Consider the following 23,787-nt stretch of genomic DNA (forward strand, 5'->3'; position numbering starts at 1 on the left):
CGTTTATTTGCGCTGGCAAACAACGTTGAACACTCCAGCTGCCCAAGACTCGCTTACTACAGGCTCAAATTCACTATTGGGAGTTTTGTTGTCTGAAACCACCTTGCCGCTACCTTTATTGCCAGCGAACTCTTTGTATTCGATTGGTCGGTAGCTAATGGCTGGGCAGTCGTACTCATTGATGCCGATGATTGAGCTAACAGGCTGTTTTGTTTTTGGGTTAACGCCAGGTTTCTTCAAGTCGAGCATAGACATGATTTGTGCTTTTTCGCCAGATGCGCTGACCGTATCAAGATCAACATACACCACCATCACCGCATTAGATCCTAATTCTTTCCACTCAGCGAAGCTGCTAGAAAACGGTAGTAAGGAGAGGGTGGTAAAAAGAGTTAGTACGTATATTTTTTTCATAATCAATAGCATTGTCAGTAAGTAGTTTGAGTCTCAACAGGGCTCTTAGGAATCATTCTAAACGCCCCAGCTTATTTTTCCTTAATACTCAGGTCTAGTTGTCGGCTGATCTTTTGGGGTTTCATTTGTAAGGGAAGGTATTCATTTCGAGCCCAAAGCGCGCTCATGTTACGGTACAGCTTATTCTGTACCCAGCCAGATTGTCCAGTTTGGTACACAAAGAGGGACTGCTCTAAGTCAGCGAGGTCATAGAGTGTGCGCAGACTGGGAGCCTGCTTAGTTTCAAAAGGATTATCAGCCCTCAGCAGTTCGAGACGCCCTACATTGATGCTAAAGCTGTCGCCAGGAAACGGCTGCGTTAAATTGAAGAAATTTCCAAGCAGTGGTACCTTGCTTAAAGGGCGATGCTCGGAGACTGCAATATGCGCGTTACCCCATACCCAATTTTTAGGGTTGCTACCAAATTGGGAACTAAGCTGCTCAAGCGCCTTATCAAACGCCGCATTCGAAGCATCTACACAACTCTCAATCTGTTCAGTTTTGGGGTCGTTACACCAAGGGCTGTTGGGGTTTTGTAATTGCAATATCAGCGCATGTCTAAAGCTACGCGTACCGTAATTCTCTGTGAATAAATAAGTTAAGCGTGAGAAGAGTTTGCGTGTGAGTTGGTCAGCCCAAGCATTAAATAGGAGCGCACCACTACTATCGATTTTCATGTCCCCATCAAAGTTCTTGCTAAGCTCAATTGCTTGTTGGGCTAGTGGATGTGTTGACTGTACCGATTTAAATAATTCTAATAATGGGGTGGCACCCAAAGACAAGGTATCTGCTTGCATAGTTTTCATGGAGGCGAGGTCATGTGTTGACTTGCCCTGAATGAGATCCACAATTCTGTCATAGCGGGTTGGTAGATCCCAATCGCCGGTCAATGGATTTGGATCGTTATTGGCTAAGATTTTCTGGTTGGCTGTAGCGATCCAATGAGCCTCTGGGTTATTGCTATTAGGCAGTTGCTCGAAGGGGACGTAGCCAGTCCAATCATATTGCTTCTCCCAGCCCAAGGCTGGCGCCACGCCATACAAACCTTGATGCAAAGTGCGTTTTGGGGCGACCCCAGTAGTTTGAAGCGAAATGTTCCCATCTACATCCGCCATCACCACGTTTTGCATGGGCGCATAGTTTTTGCGTAGCGCCTGCTTGAATGTATTTAAATCTTTGGCGTGATTCATATCCAGCAAACCGGCAACGGACTGGTTTTCAATATCCAGCGCTGTCCAGCGTAAAGACAAAACAAAACGATCGGTGTCGATGGCTCGTTTTGCGCGTGCATAGGATTCAGAAATCACTGGACCATGCCGCGTCTCTTTGACTAAAAAGCGCACGGAGGGCTCGTCTTTAATGTCGATGATTTCTTGACGAACTTTAAAGGGTAGCGGGCCGTCTGGTCCTCGATACACTCCAGGATTTTTTGGATCTAGCTGCTCAATATATAAATCCTGAACATCTGGGCCGGTATTCGTAAAGCTCCAGGCAAACTTATCGGTCCTGCCCAGTACCACTGCCGGAATGCCAGGGAGGGTCGCACCAATGACATTGAGACCTGGCGCCTCTAAGTGAGCCATATACCAAATCGCTGGCGCCGATAAGCCTAGATGCGGATCGTTTGCCAGCAAGGGCTTTCCAGAGGCTGTCAGCTTTCCACTAAGCGCCCAGTTATTTGATCCAATACCTTCCTTGCCACCCGGCACTTCATTGATAGTCAATTCGGTTGCTGGTAGCTTCTTGGACTTTTGATCTCTTGTGAGTGGGTTTGGATTAAATACATCAATTTCTTGATACATTTTGGCAAAGTCAACGTTGCTCACAGGCTCACCAGGAGTATATGGTGGCATTACTTCCCATACTTGCTTAGTTGTTAAAAACTGCGATAGTTCGAGGCGTTGTAATTCTTTTTGCCAGTTACCGCCAAGATCGAGCGCCATCATGAGCATCCACGCCACGCTATCAGTAGGTGACCAATGCCCTGGTTTGGACCCAGTTAAAAAGTATTCAACTGGAAGGGCCCAGCCTAAGTGGGCATTACCAGCGTTAACTCCATCTGCATAAGACTGAAGTAATCTCTTGGTAGCAATAGGGTAGTGATCAAACTGTTTCTCAGCGGCACGCTTAATACCCAGCGTCCGAATAAAGCGATCAATTGCGAAGGTCTCTTTACCAAGAATTTCAGAGAGTCGCCCACTAGCTAGTCGGCGATTAATTTCCATTTGCCAGGAACGCTCACTTGCATGCAAATAGCCCAAGGCAAAGAGTGCATCAGTAGAACTCTTTGCTTGAATATGGGGAATGTCACTCTCATCAAAGGCAATCGAAACAGAATCCCCGAGAGACTTGATGATCCGCTTGCCAGAAGGATTAGTTTGAGCTGAGATGAGGTAGATTGTTCCGGCGGCGATGATCAAGACTAGGGCTGCAGAACCAAGCCAAAAGATACCTTTGAGGGCTGATTTCAGGCCTGAGCGTTGCGTGGGTATTTTCATGGGAATAGTTTAGTGGGTTTGCCTAAACTAGACCCTAAGCTTGATGAAAGCAGGCTTCCCACCTCCGATAGGGCTCACATGCTAAAATTTTGCTTGTCTTGGTTTATTTAGTACGGCTTTATTGCTCGTGCGAGCCCGAGTGGTGAAATCGGTAGACACAGCAGATTTAAAATCTGCCGACTCAAAAAAGTCGTGCCGGTTCGATTCCGGCCTCGGGCACCAATCGATTGATTTCAGGCATCCTTGAAATACCTTTACTTTCTCTCCCTACTTTTATTTGCCACCCCTAGTTTGGCTGCAGATTCCTTGGTTTTTACTTGTGAGCGTTCGGAAAACAACTACACCGAAACTTATCAACTCAAAGTCACGGCGGCCTCAAAAAATCAGAAAGCCAAAGTCTTTGTTGATAACCGAGATTTAGATCGGGCTAGCGAGTTGGGTCGGCAAACCATCAGGAGTGTTCTTATTTCTGAATTTACAGTCCTCATTTCAATGGAAGCCCAGTTTCCCCCGGAAAATTATGATGGTGTTCAGTATGGTGCTGGCTCTGTCATCACGGTGATTGCGATTAATCGCCCAACAGGCCAGTTGAGAAAGGCGGAGACAGTAAAAGGGGGAATTCTCTCTGCAACCCTAGGTGGGGGTACTAAGACTTATCAAGAGCAATGTCAGGTTATTAATAAGTCTTAATTAGGTTCAGTCACAAATCCTAGCTTCGTTAAGCCAGCACGACGTGAGGCTGCCAATACCTGAGCAACATATTCATACTTCACCGACTTATCAGCACGTAAATTGATTTCTGGTTGCGGCTCCTTCTGAGCAGCTTTTTCTGCATAGCCATCAAAAGTTTTTAAATCAATTGGTGTGCTATTCCAAAATATTTGACCCTGAGCATCAATCGAGAGTTGAACTGACTCTGGCTTGACTTCATTGCGCACGCTATTGGCTTTTGGCAACTCAACCTTCACCGCTTGCTGAATGACTGGCAGGGTAATGATGAAGATAATGAGGAGTACCAACATGACATCCACCATCGGAGTCATGTTGATTTCGGCCATGATGCCGCTTTCTTCTGGATCGTTCTGAAGATTAAAAGACATGTTTATTCTCCAGACTTCACGCGGGCACCAGTGACAAAGTAAGCGAGAAGATCATTGCCAAAGCGATTCAGATCGGCGACCAATAACTTGTTGGCACGATTAATCGCATTAAAGCCTAACACTGCTGGAATCGCTACAGCCAAGCCTAAAGCAGTCATGATGAGTGCTTCGCCAATGGGACCGGCAACCTGATCAATCTGCGCGCTACCTGAGCTGCTGATGGCGATCAAAGCATGATAGATGCCCCACACCGTTCCGAACAAACCAATAAATGGTGCAGTCGCGCCGGTCGAGCCAAGGAAGGTCAGTCCTTTTTGCAGCTGGGCTGCAACACCATCAATGCTGTTCTTTAGACTTCTCGCCATCCATTCGGAGTAGTTCAGCGTTTGCAAAAGTTCACGATGATTGGTTGATTGGCTTTGGTGATGGGTAGAGGCGCCATTTGCCGCTTTAGCAATCTGAAAGTAGGGATTACTTGCATGGCTGGTAAATGCATTCAGACCCTGGTCGTAGGAGGTGGCGCGCCAAAACTGATCGAGCTCAGGTTGGAGTTTGCGTAAATTACGCAAATCCCAAAAACGGGAAAGCAAAATTACCCAAGTCACAATAGAGCAGATCAGAAGTGCGATGGCAACAAAGCGGGTAACTGCATCGCCCTCAAGCCATAAATTTGCTAAGCCAAATGGTGTATTCATAATATTAATTCTTTAAATTAAATTTAATTAAAAGGTTGGTAGAAATTCTTTGGGGCGAACCATTGACTAAAAATGGTTTGAAGCGATAACGACGACCAATCTCCGTTGCTGCTCTGTCTAATCTTGGAAATGAGCTAGAACGCAATAAGGCAACATCCTCAACACTACCTGATTCATCAATAATCAATCTGACCACTACCTCACCTTGTTCTCCAGATCTTTTAGAGAAGGAAGGGTAGTAAGCATCTGCATCTGGTTGATATACGACGACTAGTTTACCAATGTCAGTCTGAATCGGTGTGCCACTGGATCCAGAGGTAGTGGCTGGTGCAACTGTGGCATTGGGAGCCTGTGATTCACTTTTAGATGGATTTGCTGGCGGTGTCTGCGCCTGTTGTTGGGTTTGTGGTGGGGTTGGTGCCTGCGTGGATTTTTCATCCACAGTTTTCTTCTTTTGTTCTTGCTGAGGTTTTGGGGGAGGCGCGGCCGGGGCAGCCTGTGGTTGTTTGGCAGCCTCAGGACTTACCAGATTAGCCATCACTCGCGCATCATCTTGATTGTTATCGTTATCAGGCTTCATGCCACTCTGAAAGCCAATCAGAAATAATAAATGCAAGGCAATAACAATGCCAATAATGATGCGTTCGGTCTTATCGAATGGTAGAAGCGCATTCATCCGATTTAAAAAGCTGCTCATGTGAATGAACTCACTAACTGAGATTCAATACTGTGTTTATCAAGATCTGATTGCATGAGCTCGTGTGCCATCTGCTGCAATTTCTGCGCATCTTTACTGCTGATGAATGTGATCGAGCCATATTCATTATGATCTAAGCGCTTACCCTGTGACTCTAGTTTTCGTTTGAGTTGACGGACTACTGCCTCGCTGGTATCAATGAGATTGATTGAATCTCCCAATAATTTACGTATGGATTTTCGCAAGAAAGGGTAGTGCGTGCATCCTAGAACAAGCGTATCTGCTCCCGCTTCCTGAATGGGCTCTAGATGTTCAGCAAGTAGCTCAAGCGTTTCTTCACCATGAGCTTGGCCCGCTTCAATTAGAGGTACTAAGCCGGCACCCGCTTGTTTAACAAACTGACAATTCGGAAGGGTGGCTAGTAAAGCGCTAAATTTATCACTCTTGAGTGTAGCCTCAGTTGCGAGTACTCCAACAATGCCATTACTTGACTGCATTGCTGCAGGCTTGATGCCTGGCTCTACGCCGATGATTGGAATATTGCTGAGCTCATGACGAATATCTGCAATGGCCTCGGCGGTAGCAGTATTGCAGGCAACCATAATGGCATCACAACCTTGCGCTGCTAAGTATTGGCATAGCTCCATGCTGCGGAAAGCTATCCACTCGCTAGACTTTTCTCCATAAGGGGCATTGATGGAGTCGGCTAGATATATGAAGTCATGCTCAGGAAGTTGGCGTAAAGCCTCATCCAAAATGGATAAGCCTCCAACGCCAGAATCAAAAACTCCGATGAGTGCCAAGTCAGGTCACTTAACTAAGGGCGGTTGATTCAATGAATAAATGACGCACTAATTGACTCAAGCAACCATGACTGGAATGCCGGCAATCTTTGCTTGCCACTCTTTGGGGCCTGTCTCATGCATAGAGATGCCGGCAGAACTGACCGCTACTGTTACTGGCATGTCTTTGACATCGAATTCATAAATCGCTTCCATGCCAAGGTCAGCAAAGCCCACTACCTTCGCTGTTTGAATTGCTTTAGAAACCAAGTAGGCGGCGCCACCAACGGCCATCAAGTAAGCGGACCGATGTTTTTTAATTGCCTCAATTGCAGAGGGGCCACGTTCCGCTTTGCCAATCATGGAGATCAATCCAGTTTGAGCCAGCATCATCTCGGTGAACTTATCCATACGGGTGGAGGTTGTTGGGCCTGCCGGGCCAACTGCTTCGGCTCCCACTGGGTCTACTGGGCCAACGTAATAGATCACACGGTTCTTAAAGCTCACTGGCAATTCTTCGCCTTTCGCAAGCATGTCGGCAATGCGCTTATGTGCTGCATCGCGACCAGTCAAAATTTTGCCGTTCAGGAGAAGCGTCTCGCCTTCATTCCAGCCAGCTACTTCTTCAGCAGTTAAGGTATTCAAGTTCACACGCTTCGATTTTTTGGTGTCTGGAGTCCAAGTAACGTCTGGCCAATCGGATAGTGAGGGCGCCTCTAGTTTGGCAGGGCCATCACCATGCAGATGGAAATGAACGTGGCGGGTAGCAGCGCAGTTTGGAATCATGGCTACCGGCAATGAGGCTGCATGGGTTGGGTAGTCCATGATCTTGATGTCGAGCACAGTGGCTAAGCCACCAAGACCTTGTGCGCCAATGCCTAACTTATTTACTTTGTCGAAAATTTCTAAACGGAGCTCTTCAATGCGGTTTTGTGGGCCCCGAGCAATCAGCTCCTGAATATCTACTGGGCCCATCAAGGACTCTTTAGCCATCAACATGGCTTTCTCTGGAGTTCCGCCAATACCAATGCCTAAGATACCGGGAGGGCACCAACCCGCACCCATCGTTGGGACAGTCTTGACTACCCAGTCAACGATCGAATCAGAGGGGTTGAGCATAACCATCTTGGCTTTGTTCTCAGAGCCACCACCTTTGGCCGCGCAAATGACTTCAACATCATCGCCAGGGACGATTTCATAATGAATCACCGCCGGGGTGTTGTCACCCGTGTTCTTACGCTTACCTGCTGGATCAGTCAAAACAGACGCGCGTAGCGGGTTATCTGGGTTCATGTAGGCTCGACGAACACCTTCATTCACCATTTCAGTCACGCTCATGGTGGCATCACCCCACTGAACATTCATACCAATTTTGAGGAAAACGACTGCAATACCGGTGTCCTGGCACATGGGACGGTGACCTTCTGCACACATCCGGCTATTGGTCAAAATCTGTGCAATGGCATCCTTTGCTGCGGCACCTTGCTCAAGCTCATAAGCCTTGCCCATGGCGGAGATAAAGTCTTTAGGGTGGTAGTAAGAGATGAATTGAAATGCATCTGCTACGCTCTGAATGAGGTCGTTTTGTTTGATATTTGTCATGGTTTTGGGCTTAATTATGTAAGGTTTAATCTATTTTAAGGGTTTGCCATAGAGCAAATCTAGCGTGTTTTCACTTATCTTATTAGCTCTTGGGGATGCGTTTCCCTAACTCTGCGCTATTTTTGCAGAAAAAGACGACTGATTATTGAATAGAAGGGCTGTAAAGCATGGAACCATTGATGCAAGAAAACCGCGTATTTAACCCCCCTGCAGACTTCATGAAGTCCGCCGCCATTCCGGGAATGGAGGCTTACAACAAGCTCTGTGCTGAAGCTAACAGCGATTATGACGGTTTCTGGAGTCGTCTTGCTAAAGAAAATGTTTTCTGGAAAAAGCCCTTTACTAAAGTCCTTGATGAATCCAAAGCACCTTTTTACAAGTGGTTTGAAGATGGCACTACTAATGCTTCCTATAACTGCTTAGATCGCCAAGTTGAAAATGGCCTTGGCAAAAAGACTGCGATTATTTTTGAAGCGGATGATGGATCTGTTACCAACGTAAGCTATCAAGAGTTGCTGGAGCGTGTTTGCAAAATGGCAAATGCACTTCGCAAAATGGGTATTAATTCTGGTGACCGCGTCATCATTTACATGGCGATGACTATTGAAGGCGTTGTTGCGATGCAAGCTTGTGCTCGTATCGGCGCAATACACTCTGTTGTCTTTGGTGGATTTTCTGCTCAAGCGCTGCGCGATCGCATCATTGACGTTGGTGCTGTTGCAGTCATTACTGCTGACGGACAGTTCCGCGGCGGCAAATCATTGCCCTTAAAGGCGATTTGCGATGAGGCACTCTCAACGGGTGAGTGCGGCAATGTAAAGCATGTCATCGTGAGCAAGCGCACCGGATCAGATGTCACTATGACACCGGGTCGTGATGTTTGGATGCAAGAAATCGTAGCTAATGAATCCACTACTTGCGAGCCAGAGTGGGTGAGTGCTGAGCACCCACTATTTATTCTGTATACCTCCGGCTCAACAGGCAAACCTAAGGGCGTTCAACACTCTACTGGTGGTTACCTCTTGTGGGCGATTCTCACAATGAAGTGGACCTTTGACATTAAGCCAAATGATGTCTTCTGGTGTACTGCCGATATCGGCTGGGTAACAGGTCATTCCTATATTACCTATGGCCCACTCGCAGTAGGTGCGACTGAGATTGTGTTTGAGGGTGTTCCAACCTACCCCAATGCGGGACGTTTTTGGGACATGATCCAAAAACACAAGGCAACGATTTTCTACACCGCTCCAACAGCGATACGTTCATTAATCAAAGCATCGAGCAATGATCAAGCAGTGCATCCCAAGAGTTACAACTTATCTTCTTTGCGTCTCTTAGGTTCAGTCGGTGAGCCGATTAATCCAGAAGCGTGGATGTGGTATTACGAGAATGTAGGCGGCTCACGTTGCCCAATCGCAGATACCTTCTGGCAAACCGAAACTGGTGGCCACATGATTTCACCATTGCCAGGTGCAACTCCTATGATTCCAGGCTCATGCACATTGCCATTGCCAGGTATTCAGGCGGCGATTGTGGATGAAGCAGGCGCAGACGTTCCAAATGGTCAAGGTGGTATTTTGGTTGTGAAACGTCCATGGCCCTCGATGATTCGTACGATCTGGGGTGATCCTGATCGTTTTGTGAAGTCTTACTTCCCAGAAGAGTTGGGCGGTACTTTATATCTGGCAGGTGACGGCGCAATCCGCAATAAAGATACTGGCTACTTCACCATTACGGGTCGTATCGACGACGTATTGAATGTCTCCGGTCACCGCATGGGTACGATGGAAATCGAATCATGCTTGGTTGCCAATCCATTGGTTGCTGAGGCTGCAGTAGTGGGTCGTCCTGATGAGCTGACTGGTGAAGCAATTTGTGTCTTCGTAGTTCTGAAGGGCGGACGCCCAACAGGCGACGAAGCGAAGAAGATTGCCACTGAGTTGCGGAACTGGGTAGGCAAGGAGATCGGCCCGATCGCCAAACCAAAGGACGTCCGTTTTGGTGATAACTTACCTAAAACTCGTTCCGGCAAGATCATGCGTCGCTTGTTGCGTGTGATCGCCAAGGGTGAAGAGGTGACTCAAGACACTTCCACTCTAGAAAATCCAGCGATTTTGGAGCAGCTCAAAGAGTCTGTGTAATTAGCCAATCATGCTTTTAGAGGTGAATCCTTCCGGCAAACGTATAATCAAGGGCTGTACGGAAGGGTGGATGAGCGGTTTAAGTCACACGCCTGGAAAGCGTGCGTAGGTTAATAGCCTACCGCGGGTTCGAATCCCGCCCCTTCCGCCAAGTCAATAGGTATTACAAGGGTTTGTAGAGATACAACACCCTTGTTACCAAAATCGTTACCAAAACCACGCTGGATTGCGGTTTGAATCTCAACTGGTTGGCACTCTAGGTATTTACAAAGAACTAGTCCCCGAGGTTTTGTATGATTCCTACTTTAAAATCAATAACTTACAGAACCAAGGTTTTTACTGAGATACGCCACCTCAAAATTGCCAAGAAATGGGACTCTGAAGGCTAAAACACTTCAACCCTATGACCCAATGTTGAGGTACCCCTAAAAGTCGTTTAAAACGACAGATATCGCGATCAGGTATAGAATTTGATCCATGTTGCTCCGTAGTAAAACACTCGTCCTATTGATGTGCCTCTTCTTAATTGCATTTAAGGCGGCCGCTGGAAGTATTTTTATCCAGGCTGCAATTGAGCGGGCAGAACTCGCGGGTAGTTACAGTACTTCCTTAATGTCACAGCAAGCACACAACGGCTCTGAATCTGCTGATGACAAAGAGCAGGTTCACACCATGTATCTCATGAGTCATGTGACTGCAAATATTAGCGATGTTGGGGTTACTTTTTTTGTTCCGACAATCACAGCCCACAAATTTGCTCTAGCGAATGAAGTTTTGTTTACGCAAAACTTCCCTGACTCAGCATTTAAACCACCCAAAGATATAGCCTAATTTACTTAGGTGGGGCATGCCTTAGGGGCGTGGCCCTTTTCTATTCGGCTAGCAGTACTTAGCCTTGTTTTGGGAAATATCATTATGTCTAAATTTTTAAAAATATTGCCTTTGGCATTATTGGTTTTATTCGTTTCTGCCTGCAGTAGCGTTAAGTTAGATGACGCTAATGGTGTCGCCACAGTTAATGCCGGAAGCTCTTCTGGTTACGATCCAATCAGCGATCCAAAGTCTAGTGTGTACGGCAAGCGTTCAATTTATTTTGAGTTTGATAGCTATACCGTTGATCCAAAATATGTCTCCACAATCTCTGCCCATGCCGCATATCTAAAAGCGTTTCAAAAGCAAAAGGCATTCATCATTATTCAAGGCAATACCGATGATCGTGGAACTGCTGAATACAACCTAGCCCTAGGCCAAAAGCGATCTGAGGCAGTTAAAAAGGCTTTACTCGCTCAAGGCGTTAGCGAATCTCAATTAGAGGCGGTGAGCTTTGGTAAAGAAAAGCCAGCCAACCCAGCCCAGACAGAGGCGGCATTTAAAGAAAATCGCCGCGCTGATTTTGTCTATCAATAACCAATGGACCACCCAATGAAAAACATATTTAAATTCAGTTTGATAGGAATTGCTTTCCTAGGTGGATGTGCAACAAATGTTACACCCAATAATCCAGTACAGCTTGCTAAAACCCCATCACCAATGACAGCTCCAGCTCCTGATCATTCAGGATCAGTAGCTAAGCGACTAAATGATTGCATCATTCGCGGAAATCAGAGTGCTGATGCTTTGCTGGTGGATAGTCAGGTTATTGCTGTGACAAGAAACAATTCCCATGCAAAGGCTCTCTTTAGCTCTGCAGATAAATTGACAGACGAGCAAGCTAAGGCATTAACGAATTATCTGGCCGAAGCAAATTCCTGCCGACCTATTGCTTTGGAGGGATTAAGTCCTGAAAAGAAAGCGGTCTATGAGGATTTCTTTAAAAAGATTGATGGCGTATATGCCGATCTTATTGCTAAAAAGATCACCATTGGTGTAGCTAATCAAGAAAGGCAATTACTTATGCAAGATGCGCATATGAAGAAGCTGGCGCTTCAATCTAAAAAGAATTAGTGAGGCTGATTTATGGCTAGATATAAATTTGTCTGTCGTTCTTGTAAGTTTGAATGCATCAGTAGCATTGGGAGAGAAGTTGGGCTTCACTCTTCTAGAGTGGCAATGGTCTGCAAGTCTTGTTCAACGATTGATGCTTATACGGTAGCCCATCCAGGAAGCATCAATACTGAAATTAGTATGCTGCCTGTTTGCACCAGTTGTAACTCTAGCAGTCATCTGTCGGAGTGGGATGGTCTTACATGTCCCCACTGCAATATGAATATGAGGGCCCTAGGCGGAGATGTAGATGCCGAGAGGCCTTTTAAGTATTGGTAAAGGAGAATTGTGATGAGCGAACATCAGAGAACCCTTGAGGAGCTATTTGAGCAGTTAGGGCTTTCCTCGCAACAGATTCATATAGAGCGTTTTATAGAAAGACACCAATTGAAACCGGGGTCTATCCTGTCCGATGCCATTTATTGGGCGCCAGATCAAAAGGCTTTTTTGATTGAGACTAAAGCGGATGACTCAGAGTGGTCAGAGGTGGTTGATCAATTGGCCAATATGCTCATTAGAAAGCCAAACCCATAAAAATATTGTTTAAAAAGCATTTTTAATGAATGCCAAGGGTTATCACCAAGGCGTTCCCCCTTAAAAGTAGCTATTCTGTTTTGAGCTAAAAATACTATGGAGGAGACATCCATGAATTCAGAGAACTTTACCAATAGACGTAAAGTCATCACAGCGGCTTTGGCTGGTGGAGCCAGTTCTTTATTGCCATCTTGGGTAATGGGTGCTGAGAAAACGAATTTACCAATAGCCTATGGTGAGCGCGAACTTATGGCCTTTCCTGAAAAGAAGCCCATGATTGTGTTAACTTCTAGGCCTCCACAATTAGAAACCCCATTTAAGTATTACGACAATCACGTCATTACGCCCAATGATGAATTTTTTGTGCGTTATCACATGGCCGGTATTCCAACATCGATTGACCCAAATACCTATAGATTAAAAGTTGGTGGCAACGTAGAAAAGCCTTTAGAGATTTCTCTAGAGTCTTTAAAGAAAAATTTCCTATCTCAACGCATTGTTGCAGTGAATCAATGCTCTGGTAACAGTCGTGGCTTGTTTGAACCTAGAGTCAATGGTGGCCAGCTCGGTAATGGCGCGATGGGTAATGCCGCTTGGGTTGGCGTTGCTCTAAAAGATATTTTGAAGGCCGCCAACCCTGGTCGTGGCGCCAAACAGGTCACCTTTGATGGCTTGGATCAGCCGGTATTGCCAAGCGATTCTGATTTTGTAAAAGGTTTAGATATAGATCACGCCATGGATGGCAATGTCATGGTTGCCTACCAAATGAATGGTACCGACATTCCTTTTCTAAACGGCTATCCAATTAAGTTAATTGTGCCTGGCTACTACGGTACTTATTGGGTAAAACATCTTAGTGAAATTAAGGTGGTTGATGATGTATATAACGGTTATTGGATGAATCCTGCTTATCGCATCCCAGATAATGACTGTAACTGTGTTGCGCCCGGCACCGCTCCTTCTAAAACGATTCCAATTAATCAATTTACGATTCGCTCTTTCATTACGAACTTCACAGACAATAGCGTTGTCACTGTTGGTAAGCCGGTTCAAGCCCGAGGCATTGCCTTTGATGCTGGCTATGGCATTAAGAAAGTACTGTTCTCTCAGGATAATGGGCAGAATTGGACGGAGGCTAGATTGGGTCAGGATCTTGGACGCTTCTCATTTAGAGAGTGGCGTGTTGAATTCACACCAAAACAAAAAGGGACATTGGACTTGCGGGTCAGAGCCTCTAATCATGCCGGCCAAGTTCAACCGATGACGGCTAGCTGGATGCCTGCTGGCTACATGCGGAACGTTGTTGAGACTGTCAAAGTCACAGCGGTTTAAGGAGAAGAATATGAAAAAAATTATCCTCCTTCTATCCGCTCTTGCTTTGGCACAAATGGCCCAAGCTAAAACAATTGAGTTGCCAGCAGATACTGTTTTATGGAGACCATCAGATTTGCCTGGTTATCAATTAACCCTACAAAAATGTTCCGCCTGTCACTCAGCCCATTATGCTGAATATCAGCCACCAAACACTGGGGTGGGATATTGGAATGCTCAGGTCTTGAGAATGAAAAATGTCTTCAAAGCGCCAATTACTGATGAAGAAGTGCCAGTGATTGTCGATTACTTAAATAAGACCTATGGGGCAAATAGGAAGTAGAGATTCGGAATCCAGCCCTATTAATACTTAAACCGCCTTCGGGTGGTTTTTTCATTAGAAGCCCAAAACAAAGTTCATGATGTATTTTTCTTAGGGATGAGATTGGTATTGACTTTTTCCGATTCCATCTTGGGTCACCGAGCTACAAAGGGCTATCTTAAGAAACGTATTATTTATGCATTGTGTCAGGTTTAATTATTTAACCCTAGAAATTACTTGCTCTAATTGTGAGGGCGGCAATGCTCCAGAAATTCTCTCAACTTCAGATCCATTTTTAAAGATAGCCAATGTGGGAATTGAGCGAATGTTGTACTGTTGACTGATTGCTGGATTCGCTTCCGTGTCGAGTTTGACATGGAGTATTTGTTCTCCATATTTAGCGGCGCTAGCCTGAAAGGTAGGTGCAAACATTTTGCAGGGTCCACACCAAGGCGCCCAAAAATCTACAATGACAGGCAACTTACTCTGAGTAAGGATTTCTTTTAGGCTTGCCTGGTCAGCTTCTATAGCTCCTAAAGCTAAACTTGATTTGCAAGCGCCGCAAATAGGTTTTTCATTTATCCGTTCAAGCGGCAGTCGATTAAATTTCTGACAATTTGGGCATTTAATAAGCATTACCAATCCCCTTTGCACTCTATTGGAGTCAAGTTAATTAATTTATATCATTTCCATTATCCGCTCTATTTGAGGCCTATTCAGCGGGCTATGGCAGTAAAGAGGATAATAAAAATACATCAAAAATAAGGAGTAATTAGATGTTGGACACACTCATTATGAGCAGGATCCAGTTTGGTGCAAATATTTCCTTCCATATTTTGTTCCCAACTATTTCGATTGCTTTAGGCTGGTTCCTCTTTTACTTCAAGATTCAACAAAACAGGACGGGGTTAGATTGCTGGAAAGAGGCATATCAGTTCTGGATCAAAATTTTTGCCTTAACATTTGCTTTGGGTGTCGTGAGCGGTATCACGATGAGTTTTCAGTTTGGAACAAACTGGCCTGGATACATGGAGACCGTTGGCAATATTGCCGGCCCATTATTGGCCTATGAAGTCCTAACTGCCTTTTTCCTTGAAGCAACTTTCTTGGGAGTCATGCTATTTGGCGCAAAGCGTGTTTCGCAAAGAGTGCATACATTAGCTACTTTTTTGGTGGCTTTTGGGACTAGTCTTTCAGCCTTTTGGATTATTGCTTTAAATTCATGGATGCAGACTCCGCAGGGTTTCATCATGATTGATGGCAGGGCGCATGCCGTTGATTGGATGGCTATCGTCTTTAATCCATCGATGCCTTATCGCCTCAGCCATATGATGTTGGCTTCATTTTTAACGGTATCGTTTTTTATTGCGGGTATTTCTGCTTACCGCTATTTACGTAATAGCCGCTCGGAAGCAAATTCAATGGTGATGAAAATAGCGCTTACTGCAGCCATGGTTTTAACGCCCATTCAAATTATGCTGGGGGATCTACATGGCCTAAATACCCTTCATCATCAACCTGCAAAGCTAGCTGCGATGGAGGGAATTTGGAATGGCGGTACTGGTGTGCCTGCAGTAATCTTTGGCATACCCAATAAACAAACTCGTACTAACGATTATGAGATCAGCATTCCGAAGTTGGCATCTTTTTACTTAACTCATAGTTGGGATGGTGAGGTCAAGGGATTAAATGACTTTGGAGATAAGATTCCGCCTGTTGCACCTGTATTTTTTGCTTTTAGAGTGATGGTTGGCGTTGGTGTCTTAATGCTCTTATTTTCATGGTTGGGACGTTGGCAGATGCGTCAAAATCGACCTCTCCCAAAGTTGATTGCCAAAGGTTTAGTGTTGATGACCTTTTCTGGTTGGGTTGCTGTCTTAGCCGGTTGGTATGTAACTGAAATTGGACGTCAACCATATTTGGTGACCGGAGTACTGACCACTGCGCAAGCTGCAACCACTTTGCCAACTAGCATGGTCTTTTCTACTCTTTTTGCTTACTTAACTCTATATGTGGGCTTGCTAGCTGCTTATATTTGGGTTGTCTTCTATCTGGCTCGCCAGGCTGACGATAAAGAAAGCCCCAAAATTCAACTTGAAAAGCAATCTGAAACTTCTTGGAGTCTTTTTAGGACTTAAGTTATGACCTCTATTGACTACACCCAAGCAACTATTTGGCTCCCGCTATTTTTCTTTGTCGCCATGGGATTTGCCATGCTGTCTTATGTGGTTCTGGACGGTTACGACTTAGGAATTGGAATGCTGCTCAATCGAGCATCAGACCATGACAAAGATATGATGATTGCATCGATTGGCCCTTTTTGGGATGCCAATGAAACTTGGATTGTTTTAGGTGTTGGCCTGCTACTTGTCGCATTTCCATTGGCTCATGGGCTGATACTTACTGAGCTCTATTTACCTGTAGCGGCAATGTTGATGGGGTTAATTCTTCGAGGCGTGTCATTTGACTTTAGGGTTAAGGTCAATATTGAACAAAAGCCGCTTTGGAATTTATTGTTTTATACCGGTAGTCTGATTGCTTCAGTCTCTCAGGGCATCATGATCGGCCGCCTGATCGTGGGGTTTGATTCAGGAATTTTGGGATGGGGTTTTTCACTGCTGGTTGGAATATGTTTACCAGCCGGTTACGTGCTGCTTGGGTCAACATGGCTGATTTTAAAAACAGAAGGACAACTTCAGCAGCAATCATTTCGATGGGCTAAAACCAGTTTATGGCTCACAGGATTTGGTATTGCATTGGTCTCGGCTGCCACGCCATACTTTAGCCCTGAAATCATGCATAAATGGTTTGCTTGGCCACAAATTCTTTGGCTCTCACCGGTGCCAATCGCAACCGCTATTTTATTTCTGCTCACAAATCACTCTATCCAATCATTAGAGCGGGGTGCTAGTAAGCTAGAGTGGTTGCCATTTGCCTTTGTTGTTGCGATATTTTGGCTGGCATTCTTTGGTATTGCTTATAGTATTTTTCCATATGTGATCATTGGCAAAATGACTTTGTGGCAAGCTGCTGCAGCCACTGAATCTCTATGGGTAATTTTTTGGGGGGCAATTATCGTACTCCCAACTATATTGGGGTATACGCTTTTTTCATATCGAATATTTAAGGGTAAGGCTAGTGCACTCACTTACTATTAGACCTGTTCACACCGTTTATTATTCATCTTATATATGACCTTGTACGTATATATATGTATACGTATATACGAATATACGCATATAACTGTATAAAGTAATTTGAAGATAAATCTATGATGAAGCCTGTAGATATAAAGATTGCGTGGCAAGGTCAGAGTGACTGTGGGTCATGCTCTATCAGAAACTCTGCTTTATTTGCAGAGTTAAACGAGGAAGACTTTTCGAAAATACACGCCCCAATTGATGATTTAAAGTATGAAGCTAATTCATTAATTTATTCCCAGAATGATTCAGCATCACATCTATTTACTCTGCGGGAGGGGTATATAAAGTTGCTTCATCTCAATCCAGATGGCTCCACGAGGATTGTGCGTGTTGTGACTCCTGGCGATTTATTTGGGATGGAAGCTTTATTAGGTGATCTTTACTCTCACTCTGCGACAGCTCTAACCAATATTCGTCTTTGCAGAATTCCTAAAAATATTATTTCTACCCTTGGTGAAGAGTCTCCACGCCTTCATCGTCAAATCGTTAAAAAATGGGGGGAGGCTTTATCGCAATCGGAGTCATGGTTCTCTGAGATTAATACCGGTAGGATCGAAGTTAGGCTTGCACGGTTTTTTCTAAAGCTAGCAAAGCCATCTGGTAATTCCGCAGTTGCGCCATTGTTTAAGCGCGAAGATATGGGGTTGATGATGGATGTAAAGTTTGAAACCATTAGTAGGGCCTTAGCATCCATGTCAGAGCAGGGACTCATATCAAATATTAGTAGGCTTACTGTCCAAGTCCCCAATATTGATACACTACGTGCTTTTTCAGAGCGCGGCCTTTAATTTTTGTGAAAAAGAAAGGCTGCCGAAGCAGCCTTGTAATGGCATTAATGCATATGCAGCAATTAAGCCTTCTTAGCGTAAGCAGAGCACCAGCCTTTGCCAGCAACTTTCTTGGTTCCAAATAAAGAACAGCCCCCAGTTGCATCGCCCGCTTTACCTTGGAACAAGGCGCAGTTATCGCACTCTTGACCAGCAGCATACTTTGCATACTTTGCTTTATCAACAGTTGTGGCAACCGCTTTGTAACCTAAAGCAGCGGCTTGTGGATCTGTTTCAGCAACCATTGCTTGAGCTTGAACTTTTCCGTTCAAAGCCAAGGTACAGGCACCAGCAGCAGACAAAATCATAAATTGACGACGGGTTGGTTTCATATATTTCTCCAGGTTAAATAATGCATTTATAAATAAGACTCAAAGCAACTAAAAAAGTAAAAACAGAAAATATTTGCTGAACTCTTGGGCCGCTAATATTTTTTTCTAAGACTTTGCCTATTAGCAGGCCCACTAGAGATCCAATGGCAAACGGAGCAGCAATCGAAAAATCTAAAATGCCTGACGCTAGCGATATTGCTGCACCCCCGGCAGAAACCATAGCAAGGACACCTAATGATGTAGCTACGATTGCCTTCATTGGAAGATCTGTAAACTTCTTAAGAGAGGGCACAATAATGAAGCCCCCACCAACTCCAAGTAATCCCGATAAGAAGCCCGCGCAGGCGCCAGCTAACATCAAAGATCTGGCGCAAGGCACTGTCCAAATTAATTTGCCAATTGACATATCGAGCTGGCATGGCGGCGGCTTAGTCAATTCGGGTGCTTTACCGGCAATCGTTTGAGTGGCCTGAATGAACATTCTGCCTGCGACGTAAATTAATACTCCACTAAACAGTAATAGCAGTGGTGTATTCGGAGCGCGTTGTGCAACCCATAAACCCACGGGTGAGAGGATAAGTCCAAAGAGCGCCATAAACAAGGCAGCCTTGTAACGCAGAACTTTGGCCCTTAAGCCAATGAGTGCACCGACCCCAGCAGACAGGGCGATTGCAGTTAGGGCAATGGGGCCGGCTTCCGAGATCGGCATGTGAAAGGCAAACACGAGCAGGGGCACTGAAAGAATGCCGCCCCCAGCTCCAGTAAGCCCCATCAGTACGCCAATGAATACTCCAAGCGCTGGAGCAATCAACATATTTTCCATTTGTTAATTTTCAAATGGACGAGCAAGCCACTCTCTACCTTTGAGCATGGCATTCCAATAAAGCCAAGGAAGCACATCTTTCTTTAAGATCCATGCAAGCTTAGTAGCCTTAAGTGGATTGATTAACCATGGGAATGTTGGCAGGAGTTTTCCGCCAAAACCAAATTCTGCAAGAACAATTTTTCCTCTCTCAACGGTAAGCGGGCAAGAGCCGTAACCATCGTATTTGAGTGGCATTGCTTGATGATGTTTGTGTGCTAATAAGTTCTCCGCAACTACAACAACTTGTTTTCTGGCGGCAGCAGCTGTTTTAGAGTTAGGTGATGAGCAGCAGTCGCCCAATCCAAATACATTTGGATAACGAGTATGTTGCAAAGTAAATTGATCAACTTCTACCCAGCCTGCTGAGTCAGCCAATGGACTGCCCTTAACACAGTCCTGTGGCCCCTGAGGAGGAACGACGTGTAGCATATCGAATGACTTTTCAACTTGTGTTGTATTGCCATCAGCATCTTTGACTGCAAAGGTCGCTTTCTTGTTGGGCCCATCAATTGAGATCAGATTGCAATTAAAATTTAATTGAGCGTTATATTTTTTTACATACTCCATTAAAGGTGGTACGAAGTCTGCAACACCGAATAAAGCTGCGCCAGCATTGTTTAGTTCCACTTCAATATTTTTGAGTTTTCCTTGTTGCTCCCATTCATAGCAAGATAAGTACATTGCCTTTTGTGGAGCACCAGGACATTTAATTGGCATCGGCGGTTGTGTGAAAATTGCCTTGCCTGATTTCATTTGCTTTACTAGCTCCCATGTGTAAGGGGAGTAGTCATAGCTATAGTTTGAAGTCACACCATTTTTACCAATGCTTTCTATCAAGCCTGGTATTGCATTCCAATTTGTTTTTAACCCTGTTGCTACTGCAAGATACTTATATTTAATTGGGTCTCCATACGAAACATTTACTTCATTCGCATCTGGGTTAAATCCAATAATTTTGTCTTTAATCCAAGTAACGCCTTTGGGTATGACATCTTTTGTATTTCTTTTGCTATTTCGAACATTAAACGCGCCTCCACCCACCAGAGTCCAAGAGGGTTGGTAGTAGTGATGCTCTGATGGCTCAATAACACCAATTTTTAGTGTTTGATCTCGGTTTTTTAGGCTTGCAGCCAGACCCAAGCCTGCCGCACCACCACCTGCAATTAACACGTCATATTCTGTATTTTGATGTTGATTACTCATCTTTGCGTACTTCCTTAGCCAATGGTTATAAAGGGATACTGCTTATATTACTTAAAGTAATATGTATATAATGATTAGTTATTATCATATTTTTACCAGCATTATTAAATAATTGCACCTAGAAATTTCACTTAGGCGAGATAGAGATGAACCCTGTTGTAAAAGGCTTTTTTGATAAAGATACCTGGACTGTGACTTATGTTGTTTATGAAAAACCAGGTTCTGCTTGCATCATCATTGATTCGGTTTTGAGCTATGACCCAAAATCAGGGCGTACACATACCAAAATGGCCGACGAGGTTATTGAGTTCATCAAAAAGAACAACCTCAAGACCGAATGGATTTTAGAAACCCATGCACACGCTGACCACGTTACTGCTGCTCCATATTTGAAGTCTAAATTAGGGGGTAGGGTAGCAATAGGCGATCATATTTCAATAGTGCAGGGTGTCTTCAAAGATATATTTAATTTGGAACATTCATTTGTGACCGATGGATCACAATTTGACCATTTGCTAAAGGATGACGAAGAGATTCATTTTGGCAATCTAAGTTTAAAGGCGTTATTTGTTCCGGGACATACACCTGCATGTATGGCATATCAGGTTGGCGACGCTATTTTCGTTGGTGATACGATGTTTATGCCTGATGTTGGTACTGCTCGCTGTGATTTCCCGGGTGGCGATGCCCATGTCTTGTATCAATCCATGAAAAAGCTTTTGAGTTATCCCCCGCAGACACGTTTATTTATGTGTCATGACTATCCTCCTAATGGTCGCCCAGTACAATTCGAAACTACCGTTGCGGAAGAAAAAAAATCCAACATTCATATGCATGATGGAATTTCTGAGGAGCAGTTTATTGAGATGCGTACAAAACGTGATGTGACTTTGGAAATGCCGGTCCTTATTCTTCCGGCAATACAAGTCAATATTCGAGCAGGTGTATTTCCTCCAAAAGAATCAAATGGAGTTTCCTATCTAAAGATCCCCGTTAATGGAGTCTAGCCCCTCATTCGGAGTGCGGTCTTACTTATAGATTTTTGATGATTTAAGCCTCGATAGCCTAAATAGCCGGCTATTCAACTCCATGCATACATGCGTAAATACGTATGTATGCATCTCTAAAAGTTAGCTAGTTTGATTTAGATCAAAATCTAGTTGGTTATTTCTAGATTTACTTGACTTTGACTGCATATTCAATAATATATATAAATATATATTATTAATTAATTAAATAAGGTCAAGCAAGATGACTAAAAAAGTAGAGCAGGTTAAACCGGCGCCGTATATGAAGCCACTTGTAGCGGGAATTCTTCTCGGAATGGTTCTTTTGGCAACTTTTGTTGTCACTGGCCATGGGCTTGGTGCTACAGGATTTACTACTCGCTTAACAGCTTGGGTTGGAATGTACGTTGCACCTGTAGCAACCAATGCAAATGACTACCTAGGTGGGATGGTTGAGGAGGGCAAGCCATTAAATGCATGGATTACTTGGCAAGTGATTGGCGTAGCTCTTGGAGCGCTTACTTCTGCATTTTTTGCGCACAGAATTCAATTCAAGATGGACGGTGCAAAGTTTTTAGGTGGATCTAAGCGTCCATGGACAGCCCTTTGTGGAGGCGTGCTTGCAGGTTTTGGTGCAAGGATTGCGGCTGGCTGTACTAGCGGCCTTGGTTTGTCCGGTGCAGCAGTACTCAGCCTGGCCGGTTTTACCTTCCTGGGAACATTTTTTGCCGTAGGTTTGTTAGCAAGCCGTTTCTTGAAAGAGGAGAAATAAGATGAGTGAGATTCTTTCAGGTCTTCTACTGGGATCCGCCTTTGGCTTTGTATTGGAACGCGCAGGGTTTGGTAACCCAAATAAGTTAACTGGCCAGTTTCGTTTAACAGATTGGTCTGTATTTAAAGTGATGTTCACGGCTATTGTGTTCGCCGCCGTAGGCCTCTTAATTTTGGAGCAGACAGGTCTTGTGGATGCGGGTAGCTTATTTGTACCACCTGCATTTTTAGGCGCTGCTGCATTAGGCGGCGCCTTAGTTGGCGCAGGCTTTGCAATCGGTGGTTATTGTCCGGGCACCTCAGTAGTGGGTTTGATGTCTGGACGCATTGATGCAGCCATATTTTTGCTTGGCTTATTGTTAGGGACCGTATTGTTTGCTGGCATCTATCCAAGTATCGAGTTCTTGACGACTTTGGGTGAGTATGTAAAAGCAGATTCATTGCCTGACGCATTCCACATATCGGGTATATCAATCGATGTTGGCTTGATTATTGCGGCCGTCGGAGTATTTATCTTGGGCTCTTGGATGGAGAAGAAGTCCAAAGGCCCGGTTAGTTCCCAGGTTTAATCAATTAAAAGGAAAGTTATGTCTAAGAAATCAACAGTAGCTGCGTTGGCAATGGCTTTAGCTGGTTTGGTGGCTGCGCCATTGGCACATTCAGCAGATGCCCCTGCTAATCCATCAGGCGCAGAGCAGAAGAACCCCTGCGGTCCTAAAAAAGAGTCGGCAAATCCATGCGGCCCTGCAAAGAAAAAAGCAGCTAACCCATGTGGTCCTGCAAATCCTTGCGGCCCTAAAAAGCGTAAAGCTGCAGAGTAATTAAATATATATATGCTTACTCAATCTAATCTCTGGTTGGCCGCACAAGCGCTAGCAAATATTCAGATGCGATATGCCGAAACCGGGCGCACCTTGAATGAAGCTGCTTTATGTGGCGCCAAGGATTTTATTGAGTGGCAGCACTATCCAAGTAATGATCTTGTGGATGAGCATAGTGGTTATGAGTTCTACTACCATGCGCATTCTGCAAATGAAATGCCTAATGGTGAGCATGGCCATTTTCATGTAATTAAACGTGATGCAAATATCTTTCATCATCTTATTGGCATTTCTTTAGACCAGAAGGGTTTGCCAGTTCGCTTATTTACCACTAACCAGTGGGTTACCGGCGAAGAGATGGCTAATTCGGACATTGTCATCAAACTCACTAAAGAGTTTCAAGTGACCACAAAAGGTCGTATGGCTCCAGTAAGCAATTGGATTAGCGCTTTAATTCAATTATTTGCTGTAGAGATTGAGGGTTTGCTTTTAGAGCGAGATCATAAGATTACTCGACTAGTGGAAGAGCAGGGCAATCGTGAGCTGGTATTGAACTCAAAAAAGCATCATGTTTTAACAGAATGCAAGATTGATTTGATGGGTCGTCTTTCAGACAATTTGTTAGTTGTAAATTCATAAGGGA

General features: G+C 44.6%; 27 protein-coding genes and 2 tRNA genes. 18 read left to right on the forward strand and 11 right to left on the reverse strand.

Annotated elements, in window-relative coordinates:
- Positions 1–3: 3 nt before the first annotated feature.
- Together ICV89_RS03610 and ICV89_RS03615 are read right to left on the reverse strand one after the other, a co-directional pair.
- Positions 4–411, reverse strand: coding sequence for a surface-adhesin E family protein (locus tag ICV89_RS03610; RefSeq protein ID WP_215309767.1), 408 nt, complete (start codon positions 409–411; stop codon positions 4–6).
- 71 nt (positions 412–482) lie between these two features.
- Entirely contained in the window at positions 483–2,948 is a 2,466-nt protein-coding gene (locus ICV89_RS03615) for a penicillin acylase family protein (RefSeq protein ID WP_215309769.1), read from the reverse strand.
- 133 nt (positions 2,949–3,081) lie between these two features.
- Here ICV89_RS03615 and ICV89_RS03620 point away from each other — a divergent pair.
- Positions 3,082–3,170: transfer RNA gene (locus ICV89_RS03620), tRNA-Leu, on the forward strand.
- 21 nt (positions 3,171–3,191) lie between these two features.
- Positions 3,192–3,638: a hypothetical protein gene (locus tag ICV89_RS03625; protein WP_215309771.1), complete on the forward strand. Its 447-nt coding sequence runs from the start codon at positions 3,192–3,194 to the stop codon at positions 3,636–3,638.
- Here the strand turns inward: ICV89_RS03625 and ICV89_RS03630 are convergent.
- From ICV89_RS03630 to ICV89_RS03650, 5 genes are read right to left on the reverse strand one after another with little or no spacing between them, the layout of a single operon-like run.
- Positions 3,635–4,048 (reverse strand): biopolymer transporter ExbD, encoded by a 414-nt coding sequence (locus ICV89_RS03630; RefSeq protein WP_215309773.1) that lies wholly within the window; start codon positions 4,046–4,048, stop codon positions 3,635–3,637. The genes ICV89_RS03625 and ICV89_RS03630 overlap by 4 nt on opposite strands.
- Positions 4,049–4,050: 2 nt before the next feature.
- Positions 4,051–4,743 (reverse strand): MotA/TolQ/ExbB proton channel family protein, encoded by a 693-nt coding sequence (locus ICV89_RS03635; protein ID WP_215309774.1) that lies wholly within the window; start codon positions 4,741–4,743, stop codon positions 4,051–4,053.
- A 4-nt stretch (positions 4,744–4,747) separates the two neighbouring features.
- Entirely contained in the window at positions 4,748–5,440 is a 693-nt protein-coding gene (locus ICV89_RS03640) for an energy transducer TonB (RefSeq protein ID WP_215309776.1), read from the reverse strand.
- The gene (gene murI, locus ICV89_RS03645; protein WP_215309778.1) at positions 5,437–6,243 is read right to left on the reverse strand and encodes a glutamate racemase; all 807 of its coding nucleotides are present in this window, start codon (positions 6,241–6,243) and stop codon (positions 5,437–5,439) included. The genes ICV89_RS03640 and murI overlap by 4 nt, the downstream gene beginning before the upstream one ends.
- Positions 6,244–6,300: 57 nt before the next feature.
- Positions 6,301–7,824 carry a fumarate hydratase gene (locus tag ICV89_RS03650; protein WP_215309780.1) on the reverse strand — a complete coding sequence of 508 codons (1,524 nt, stop codon included), beginning with the start codon at positions 7,822–7,824 and terminating at the stop codon, positions 6,301–6,303.
- Positions 7,825–7,991: 167 nt separating this feature from the next.
- On the opposite strand from ICV89_RS03650, the gene acs reads away from it, so the two are divergent.
- The 8 genes from acs (at position 7,992) to ICV89_RS03690 (ending at position 14,136) form a co-directional block, all read left to right on the forward strand.
- Positions 7,992–9,965, forward strand: coding sequence for an acetate--CoA ligase (gene acs, locus ICV89_RS03655; RefSeq protein ID WP_215309783.1), 1,974 nt, complete (start codon positions 7,992–7,994; stop codon positions 9,963–9,965).
- A 60-nt stretch (positions 9,966–10,025) separates the two neighbouring features.
- Positions 10,026–10,116, forward strand: a tRNA-Ser gene (locus ICV89_RS03660).
- A 326-nt stretch (positions 10,117–10,442) separates the two neighbouring features.
- A complete protein-coding gene (locus ICV89_RS03665; protein ID WP_215309784.1) occupies positions 10,443–10,796 on the forward strand; it encodes a hypothetical protein in 354 nt (117 codons plus the stop codon).
- Between the two features lie 84 nt (positions 10,797–10,880).
- On the forward strand, positions 10,881–11,372 hold the full coding sequence (gene pal, locus ICV89_RS03670) for a peptidoglycan-associated lipoprotein Pal (protein ID WP_215309786.1): 492 nt from the start codon (positions 10,881–10,883) through the stop codon (positions 11,370–11,372).
- 15 nt (positions 11,373–11,387) lie between these two features.
- Positions 11,388–11,909: a hypothetical protein gene (locus ICV89_RS03675; protein WP_215309788.1), complete on the forward strand. Its 522-nt coding sequence runs from the start codon at positions 11,388–11,390 to the stop codon at positions 11,907–11,909.
- A gap of 330 nt (positions 11,910–12,239) precedes the next feature.
- Positions 12,240–12,482: a DUF2789 family protein gene (locus tag ICV89_RS03680; RefSeq protein WP_215309790.1), complete on the forward strand. Its 243-nt coding sequence runs from the start codon at positions 12,240–12,242 to the stop codon at positions 12,480–12,482.
- A 111-nt stretch (positions 12,483–12,593) separates the two neighbouring features.
- Positions 12,594–13,814 carry a molybdopterin-dependent oxidoreductase gene (locus ICV89_RS03685; protein WP_215309792.1) on the forward strand — a complete coding sequence of 407 codons (1,221 nt, stop codon included), beginning with the start codon at positions 12,594–12,596 and terminating at the stop codon, positions 13,812–13,814.
- A 10-nt stretch (positions 13,815–13,824) separates the two neighbouring features.
- Positions 13,825–14,136, forward strand: a complete 312-nt coding sequence (locus ICV89_RS03690) for a cytochrome c, class I (protein WP_215309794.1) — start codon at positions 13,825–13,827, stop codon at positions 14,134–14,136.
- 195 nt (positions 14,137–14,331) lie between these two features.
- On the opposite strand, the gene trxC is transcribed toward ICV89_RS03690, so the two are convergent.
- Entirely contained in the window at positions 14,332–14,751 is a 420-nt protein-coding gene (gene trxC, locus ICV89_RS03695; protein WP_251370939.1) for a thioredoxin TrxC, read from the reverse strand.
- Positions 14,752–14,891: 140 nt separating this feature from the next.
- Here trxC and ICV89_RS03700 point away from each other — a divergent pair, with 140 nt between their 5' ends.
- From ICV89_RS03700 to ICV89_RS03710, 3 genes are all read left to right on the forward strand, one after another.
- Positions 14,892–16,253 carry a cytochrome ubiquinol oxidase subunit I gene (locus tag ICV89_RS03700; RefSeq protein ID WP_215309798.1) on the forward strand — a complete coding sequence of 454 codons (1,362 nt, stop codon included), beginning with the start codon at positions 14,892–14,894 and terminating at the stop codon, positions 16,251–16,253.
- Between the two features lie 3 nt (positions 16,254–16,256).
- Positions 16,257–17,273, forward strand: coding sequence for a cytochrome d ubiquinol oxidase subunit II (locus tag ICV89_RS03705; protein WP_215309800.1), 1,017 nt, complete (start codon positions 16,257–16,259; stop codon positions 17,271–17,273).
- Between the two features lie 113 nt (positions 17,274–17,386).
- Positions 17,387–18,106 (forward strand): Crp/Fnr family transcriptional regulator, encoded by a 720-nt coding sequence (locus ICV89_RS03710; protein ID WP_251370902.1) that lies wholly within the window; start codon positions 17,387–17,389, stop codon positions 18,104–18,106.
- Positions 18,107–18,168: 62 nt separating this feature from the next.
- Here ICV89_RS03710 and ICV89_RS03715 read toward each other — a convergent pair whose 3' ends face one another.
- Genes ICV89_RS03715 through ICV89_RS03725 form a run of 3 tightly spaced genes read right to left on the reverse strand, consistent with a single transcriptional unit; the run spans position 18,169 to position 20,545 of the window.
- Positions 18,169–18,477 (reverse strand): high-potential iron-sulfur protein, encoded by a 309-nt coding sequence (locus ICV89_RS03715; protein ID WP_215309802.1) that lies wholly within the window; start codon positions 18,475–18,477, stop codon positions 18,169–18,171.
- 13 nt (positions 18,478–18,490) lie between these two features.
- Positions 18,491–19,291 (reverse strand): sulfite exporter TauE/SafE family protein, encoded by an 801-nt coding sequence (locus tag ICV89_RS03720; protein ID WP_371817872.1) that lies wholly within the window; start codon positions 19,289–19,291, stop codon positions 18,491–18,493.
- 12 nt (positions 19,292–19,303) lie between these two features.
- On the reverse strand, positions 19,304–20,545 hold the full coding sequence (locus tag ICV89_RS03725) for an FAD/NAD(P)-binding oxidoreductase (protein ID WP_215309806.1): 1,242 nt from the start codon (positions 20,543–20,545) through the stop codon (positions 19,304–19,306).
- 146 nt (positions 20,546–20,691) lie between these two features.
- Between ICV89_RS03725 and ICV89_RS03730 the strand changes: the two genes are divergently transcribed.
- From ICV89_RS03730 to ICV89_RS03750, 5 genes are all read left to right on the forward strand, one after another.
- On the forward strand, positions 20,692–21,552 hold the full coding sequence (locus tag ICV89_RS03730; protein WP_215309808.1) for an MBL fold metallo-hydrolase: 861 nt from the start codon (positions 20,692–20,694) through the stop codon (positions 21,550–21,552).
- Positions 21,553–21,796: 244 nt separating this feature from the next.
- Complete coding sequence (locus tag ICV89_RS03735; RefSeq protein ID WP_215309810.1) at positions 21,797–22,324, forward strand: YeeE/YedE thiosulfate transporter family protein; 528 nt, start codon at positions 21,797–21,799, stop codon at positions 22,322–22,324.
- Position 22,325: 1 nt separating this feature from the next.
- On the forward strand, positions 22,326–22,892 hold the full coding sequence (locus ICV89_RS03740; RefSeq protein ID WP_215309811.1) for a DUF6691 family protein: 567 nt from the start codon (positions 22,326–22,328) through the stop codon (positions 22,890–22,892).
- Positions 22,893–22,910: 18 nt separating this feature from the next.
- A complete protein-coding gene (locus ICV89_RS03745; RefSeq protein ID WP_215309813.1) occupies positions 22,911–23,144 on the forward strand; it encodes a hypothetical protein in 234 nt (77 codons plus the stop codon).
- Positions 23,145–23,156: 12 nt separating this feature from the next.
- Complete coding sequence (locus ICV89_RS03750; RefSeq protein WP_215309815.1) at positions 23,157–23,783, forward strand: hypothetical protein; 627 nt, start codon at positions 23,157–23,159, stop codon at positions 23,781–23,783.
- Positions 23,784–23,787: the final 4 nt, after the last annotated feature.

This window comes from Polynucleobacter sp. Adler-ghost (assembly GCF_018688495.1).
Lineage (GTDB): Bacteria > Pseudomonadota > Gammaproteobacteria > Burkholderiales > Burkholderiaceae > Polynucleobacter.

Coding starts and splice junctions, on each gene's coding strand:
- ICV89_RS03720 (WP_371817872.1), bottom strand. CDS start 19,291: ATGTTGATTGCTCCAGCGCTTGGAGTATTCATTGGCGTACTGATGGGG.
- ICV89_RS03640 (WP_215309776.1), bottom strand. CDS start 5,440: ATGAGCAGCTTTTTAAATCGGATGAATGCGCTTCTACCATTCGATAAG.
- ICV89_RS03630 (WP_215309773.1), bottom strand. CDS start 4,048: ATGTCTTTTAATCTTCAGAACGATCCAGAAGAAAGCGGCATCATGGCC.
- ICV89_RS03675 (WP_215309788.1), top strand. CDS start 11,388: ATGAAAAACATATTTAAATTCAGTTTGATAGGAATTGCTTTCCTAGGT.
- ICV89_RS03685 (WP_215309792.1), top strand. CDS start 12,594: ATGAATTCAGAGAACTTTACCAATAGACGTAAAGTCATCACAGCGGCT.
- acs (WP_215309783.1), top strand. CDS start 7,992: ATGGAACCATTGATGCAAGAAAACCGCGTATTTAACCCCCCTGCAGAC.
- ICV89_RS03730 (WP_215309808.1), top strand. CDS start 20,692: ATGAACCCTGTTGTAAAAGGCTTTTTTGATAAAGATACCTGGACTGTG.
- trxC (WP_251370939.1), bottom strand. CDS start 14,751: ATGCTTATTAAATGCCCAAATTGTCAGAAATTTAATCGACTGCCGCTT.
- ICV89_RS03615 (WP_215309769.1), bottom strand. CDS start 2,948: ATGAAAATACCCACGCAACGCTCAGGCCTGAAATCAGCCCTCAAAGGT.
- ICV89_RS03705 (WP_215309800.1), top strand. CDS start 16,257: ATGACCTCTATTGACTACACCCAAGCAACTATTTGGCTCCCGCTATTT.
- ICV89_RS03725 (WP_215309806.1), bottom strand. CDS start 20,545: ATGAGTAATCAACATCAAAATACAGAATATGACGTGTTAATTGCAGGT.
- ICV89_RS03680 (WP_215309790.1), top strand. CDS start 12,240: ATGAGCGAACATCAGAGAACCCTTGAGGAGCTATTTGAGCAGTTAGGG.
- ICV89_RS03700 (WP_215309798.1), top strand. CDS start 14,892: ATGTTGGACACACTCATTATGAGCAGGATCCAGTTTGGTGCAAATATT.
- ICV89_RS03635 (WP_215309774.1), bottom strand. CDS start 4,743: ATGAATACACCATTTGGCTTAGCAAATTTATGGCTTGAGGGCGATGCA.
- pal (WP_215309786.1), top strand. CDS start 10,881: ATGTCTAAATTTTTAAAAATATTGCCTTTGGCATTATTGGTTTTATTC.
- ICV89_RS03715 (WP_215309802.1), bottom strand. CDS start 18,477: ATGAAACCAACCCGTCGTCAATTTATGATTTTGTCTGCTGCTGGTGCC.
- ICV89_RS03740 (WP_215309811.1), top strand. CDS start 22,326: ATGAGTGAGATTCTTTCAGGTCTTCTACTGGGATCCGCCTTTGGCTTT.
- ICV89_RS03650 (WP_215309780.1), bottom strand. CDS start 7,824: ATGACAAATATCAAACAAAACGACCTCATTCAGAGCGTAGCAGATGCA.
- ICV89_RS03610 (WP_215309767.1), bottom strand. CDS start 411: ATGAAAAAAATATACGTACTAACTCTTTTTACCACCCTCTCCTTACTA.
- ICV89_RS03710 (WP_251370902.1), top strand. CDS start 17,387: ATGATGAAGCCTGTAGATATAAAGATTGCGTGGCAAGGTCAGAGTGAC.
- ICV89_RS03745 (WP_215309813.1), top strand. CDS start 22,911: ATGTCTAAGAAATCAACAGTAGCTGCGTTGGCAATGGCTTTAGCTGGT.
- ICV89_RS03735 (WP_215309810.1), top strand. CDS start 21,797: ATGACTAAAAAAGTAGAGCAGGTTAAACCGGCGCCGTATATGAAGCCA.
- ICV89_RS03665 (WP_215309784.1), top strand. CDS start 10,443: ATGTTGCTCCGTAGTAAAACACTCGTCCTATTGATGTGCCTCTTCTTA.
- ICV89_RS03690 (WP_215309794.1), top strand. CDS start 13,825: ATGAAAAAAATTATCCTCCTTCTATCCGCTCTTGCTTTGGCACAAATG.
- ICV89_RS03750 (WP_215309815.1), top strand. CDS start 23,157: ATGCTTACTCAATCTAATCTCTGGTTGGCCGCACAAGCGCTAGCAAAT.